This window comes from Pseudonocardia nigra, assembly GCF_019396355.1.
Taxonomy (GTDB): domain Bacteria; phylum Actinomycetota; class Actinomycetes; order Mycobacteriales; family Pseudonocardiaceae; genus Pseudonocardia; species Pseudonocardia nigra.
The window spans coordinates 1-4,666 of the sequence record NZ_JAHKRK010000354.1; the positions used below are offsets into that span (position 1 = coordinate 1).

Consider the following 4,666-nt stretch of genomic DNA (forward strand, 5'->3'; position numbering starts at 1 on the left):
CCCGCCCGCCCCGGCGGCCGCCGCCGCTGCCGACCGGCCGGGGACCGTCCCGGCGCGCCTCGCGGTGCTCGCGCTCGTCGGGTCGACGTTCGTCATGGCGTGCGGGGTCGTCGTGCGCGAACCGGGGTTCGTGCAGCTCGGGGCACTGCTCGCCCTCGCGGGGCTGCCCGTGCTCACCCGCGAGGGGCCCCGGGTGCCCAGCGTGGCCGCGCTGCCCGAGGTGCGCCGGTTCCTCGCCGCCCGCCCGGGGCCCGGGACCCCCGGCCGGGTCGTCACCGACTTCCTGGCGAGCCTGCAGCCCGCCTGGTGGGTGGCCCGCGCACTCGTCGCGGCCGCGGTGGTGCTGTGGGTGGTCGCGGACGTCGAGGCCGGTCCGGTCCTGCTGCTGGACCTGGTGACGGTGCCGGCGTCGGTCTGGGTGGGTCGCCGCTCGCAGCGGGATCGGCGCTGGCTGTGGGCGGTCGTGCCGCTGAACGGTGTCGCCGCGGTGCTGTCGTTCCTCGGGCTGGTCGTGAGCGGGGCGGCGGTCTTCCAGCCCGCGTCGAACGTGAGCTACGCGCCGTACCACCAGCCCGGGCTGTGGCAGGACGACCGGGAGATCCGCGACATCCGCCCGGTCGACGCGAACGGCAACCCGCTGACCGACGTGTACCTGTTCGACCAGGACGGGCGCCCGATCAACACCGCGGACCACTGCTACGACGGCTACGGCGACCCGGGTTACCCGACGACCGACCCCGTGCGCCCGTACCCGCGGGGCGTCAAGGAGTACGACTCCACCGGCCGATGCGTCACCGTTCCGCCCGGTCCCCTGGTCGTCGCGGTGCCGTCCGCAGCGCCGTCCGCGAGCGCCGCGCCCGGCGTCCCGGCCCCGCCTGCGGACGCCGGGCCGACGACAGTGCCGCCGTCCACGGCGCCGCCGCTCCCGACCACCGTACCGCCGCCCCCGGGCGGGTGACCGACGTCGTCGCGCGCGGGCGGACGGCCTGAGTCGCCGCAGCCGGGCGACTCACCCGCCGATTCCGGGCGACTCGCGGAGATGTTCCGCGAGTCGCCCGATTTCGACGCGCGAGTCGCCCCGGTTCTGACGCGCGAGTCGCCCCGTTGCGTCAGTAGCCGAAGTCCTGCACCCAGTAGTTGCCGTCGGAGTGGTGGCCCACGCCGATCGTCGCGTAGTCGCAGTTCACGATGTTGCTGCGGTGGCTGGGCGACTCCATCCAGGCCTCCACTACCCGCTGGGGGCTGTCCTGACCCATCGCGATGTTCTCGCCGCCGCGACGCGGGTAGCCCGACTCCGCGACGCGGTCGTTGAACTCCCGGCCGTCGTCGCTGGTGTGGGAGAAGTAGTCGTCCTCCGCCATGTCGGCCGCGTGCCCCTCCGCCGCCGCCTCCAGCCGCTCGTCGGCCACGAGGTCGGGACAACCCGCCTGCTGCCGTTCGGCATTGGCGAGGGCGACGACGGCGTCGGCGTAGCCGTCCTGCTGGCCGGACTCGGATGCCATGCGGGGAGCGGCGATCGCGACACCGCCGACGAGGACCGCGCCGGCGGTCGTCGCGACGAGGAGAGCAGCGCCTCGGCGCCCGATGCTGATCACGGCGGCGTAACCTAGCAGGGTGTGAGCGCTGACACTGGCGAGGTGGTCCGGGTCACAGCCTGGGTCCACGGACATGTCCAAGGCGTGGGTTTCCGCTGGTGGACGCGGTGTAGGGCCCTCGAGTTGGGGTTGGTGGGAAGCGCCAGGAACCTCTCTGACGGGCGCGTTTGCGTGACAGCGGAGGGTGAGCGGAAGGCCTGCGAAGCCCTTGTTTTCGCCCTTTCGAGTGACGGGACGCCGGGTCGCGTGGACCAGGTCGTCACGCAATGGGGAGATGCCCGGGGTGGACTGGAGGGGTTCGTCGAGGCGTGACCTCGGGTCGTCGCCGACCCGCCGAGCAGGGGTGAACGGCCACGGGTGCCGCGCTCGGTAGCCTTCTCCGTCGACCCTGCTGGCTGGAGAAACCGCCCGTGCACCTGAAGAGCCTGACGATGAAGGGCTTCAAGTCCTTCGCCTCGGCCACCACCATGCGGCTGGAGCCGGGGATCACCTGCGTCGTCGGGCCCAACGGGTCGGGGAAGTCCAATGTCGTCGACGCGATCAGCTGGGTGCTCGGCGAGCAGGGCGCCAAGGCGCTGCGCGGCGGCAAGATGGAGGACGTCATCTTCGCCGGCACCTCCGGGCGGGCGCCGCTGGGTCGGGCCGAGGTGACGCTCACGATCGACAACGCCGACGGGGCCCTGCCGATCGACTACTCCGAGGTGTCGATCACCCGTCGGATGTTCCGAGACGGCGCCGGCGAGTACGAGATCAACGGCTCGTCCTGCCGGCTGCTGGACATCCAGGAGCTGCTGTCGGACTCCGGTATCGGCCGGGAGATGCACGTCATCGTCGGGCAGGGGCAGCTCGACTCGGTGCTCCAGTCCAAGCCGGAGGACCGCCGTGCCTACATCGAGGAGGCCGCGGGCGTCCTCAAGCACCGCAAGCGCAAGGAGAAGGCCCTCCGCAAGCTCGACGCGATGCAGGCCAACCTCACCCGGCTCACCGACCTCACCGCGGAGCTGCGCCGTCAGCTCAAGCCGCTGGGGCGGCAGGCGGAGATCGCGCGGCGGGCCCAGGCCGTGCAGTCCGAGCTGCGCGACGCCCGGCTGCGGCTCGCCGCCGACGACGTCGTCACCGTGCGCGACGAGCTGGCCCGCGAGGAGGCCGACGAGGCGAGCGCCCGCGCCCGACGCGCCGAGGTCGAGGAGCAGCTGTCGGTCGCGCGGGTGGAGCAGGAGCGGCTCGAAACCGCCCTGGCCCAGGACGCGCCGCGGCTCGCCGCGGCCCAGGACACCTGGTACCGCCTGTCCGCGCTCGCCGAGCGGCTCGCCGGCACCGTCCGGCTCGCGCAGGAGCGCACCCGCCACCTCGCCGACCCGCAGGAGCGCACGCCGGGGCGCGACCCCGACGAGCTCGACGCCGAGGCCGACGCGATCGCCGAGCAGGAGGAGGAGCTCGTCGCGGCCGTCGCGGAGGCGCGCAGGCGACTCTCCGAGGTGCTGGAGGAGCGCGCCGAGCACGAGAAGACGCTCGCGGCCGCCGAGCGCGCCCACATGGCCGCCGTCCGCGCGCTGGCCGACCGCAAGGCGGGCCTCGCCACGCTCGCCGGGCGCGCCGAGGCCCTCCGCAGCGGAGCCGCCGCCACGGCCGATGAGATCGACCGGCTGTCCGAGGCGCTGGCCGAGGCGCAGGAGCGCATCGAGGCGGCGGAGGTGGAGCTGGCCCAGGCCCGCGACGACCTCGGCGCCATCGAGGACGGAGGGTCTGCCGATGGGTCGCTCGTCAGCTCTCTCCGGGACCTCGGGCAGCGGTCCGTCGAGGCCGTCGAGGCGCACGAGTCCGCCCGCGCCCGCGTGGCGGAGCTGGTGGCGCGCGAGCGCGAGCTGGAGCAGCAGCGGGCGCACTGGCGGGCGCGGGTCGACGCGCTGTCGGTGGGGCTCGCCCGGCGTGACGGCTCCGGGGAGCTGCTGGGCGCCGACGGCGTCCTCGGCGCGGTGTCGGGCCTGCTCACCGTCGAGCCGTGGGCCCGGACGGCCGTCGCCGCAGCCATGGGCGAGCTGGCCGACGCCGTGGCCGTGGAGTCGCCGGACGCCGCCGTGGCCGCACTCCGCCTGCTCCGCACCCGCGACGCCGGCCGCGCATCGCTCGTGGTGGGGTCCGCCGAATTACAGCAAAGCCACTTTGACGCAACGTGGTTGCGTGAAAGTGGCTTTGCTGCAACGGCGCGGTGGGCCCTCGACGGGGTCAGCGCCGACGGACCGCTCGCCGGGGCCGTCCACCGGCTGCTCGCGGGCGTCCTCGTCGTCGACGACCTCGACGCGGCGCAGGCCGTGGTCGCCGCACACCCCGAGCTCACCGCCGTCACCGCCGAGGGGGACGTCCTCGGCGTCGCGTGCGCGTCCGGCGGCTCCGGCACCGCGTCGAGCGCGCTGGACGTCCAGGCCGCGGTGAACGAGGCCGTCGAGCAGCGGGAGACCGTCGAGGAGGAGCTCGAGCGGCTGCGCCCGACGCTGGAGGGCGCCCGCGCCGAGGAGGGCGCGCGGCTGGCCGACGTGGAGGCGGCGCAGAAGGTGCAGTCGGCGGCCGAGACCCGCCGCTCCGCCGCGTCCGCCCAGCTCGGACGCCTGGAACAGGTGGTTCGCTCGGCCACCGCGGAGGCGCAGCGGATGCGGGAGCGCCGCGACGGCGTCGAGTCCCGGCGCTCGGACGCCCTCCTGGCGCTGGAGGCCGCCGAGCAGCAGCTCGCGATCGCCGAGGACGAGCCGGTCGACGACGAGCCCGACACCGAGGTCCGCGACGCCGCCGCCGAGTCGGTCGCCGCCGCCCGCGCCGAGGAGGTCGAGGCCCGGCTCGCCCTGCGCACCGCCGAGGAGCGGGCGCGGGCGATCGCCGGGCGCGCCGAGTCGCTGCGGCGGCAGGCCGCGTCCGAGCGGCAGGCACGCGCCCGGGCCGCCGCCGCCCGCGAGGCCAGGGAGCGCAACGCCGCCATCGCCACGCTCGTGGCCACCGCGGGCGAGACCGCCTGCGAGCGCATCGCCGTCTCGCTCGATGCCGCGGCCGCCGAGCGCGACGCCGCCGCGGCCGCCCGC

4 protein-coding genes are annotated in these 4,666 nt (G+C 75.3%); 3 read left to right on the top strand and 1 reads right to left on the bottom strand.

Annotated elements, in window-relative coordinates; translation table 11 throughout:
* The coding region (locus KME75_RS40035) for a hypothetical protein (RefSeq protein ID WP_219420213.1) at nt 1-958 on the top strand (958 nt) is incomplete at its 5' end.
* Nucleotides 959-1,109: 151 nt separating this feature from the next.
* Here the strand turns inward: KME75_RS40035 and KME75_RS40040 are convergent.
* The gene (locus tag KME75_RS40040; protein WP_219420214.1) at nt 1,110-1,595 is read right to left on the bottom strand and encodes a CAP domain-containing protein; all 486 of its coding nucleotides are present in this window, start codon (nt 1,593-1,595) and stop codon (nt 1,110-1,112) included.
* Between the two features lie 21 nt (nt 1,596-1,616).
* On the opposite strand from KME75_RS40040, the gene KME75_RS40045 reads away from it, so the two are divergent.
* Together KME75_RS40045 and KME75_RS40050 are read left to right on the top strand one after the other, a co-directional pair.
* Nucleotides 1,617-1,907, top strand: coding sequence for an acylphosphatase (locus tag KME75_RS40045; protein WP_219420215.1), 291 nt, complete (start codon nt 1,617-1,619; stop codon nt 1,905-1,907).
* Nucleotides 1,908-2,005: 98 nt separating this feature from the next.
* On the top strand, nt 2,006-4,666 hold a 2,661-nt coding region (locus KME75_RS40050), incomplete at its 3' end, for a chromosome segregation SMC family protein (RefSeq protein ID WP_219420216.1).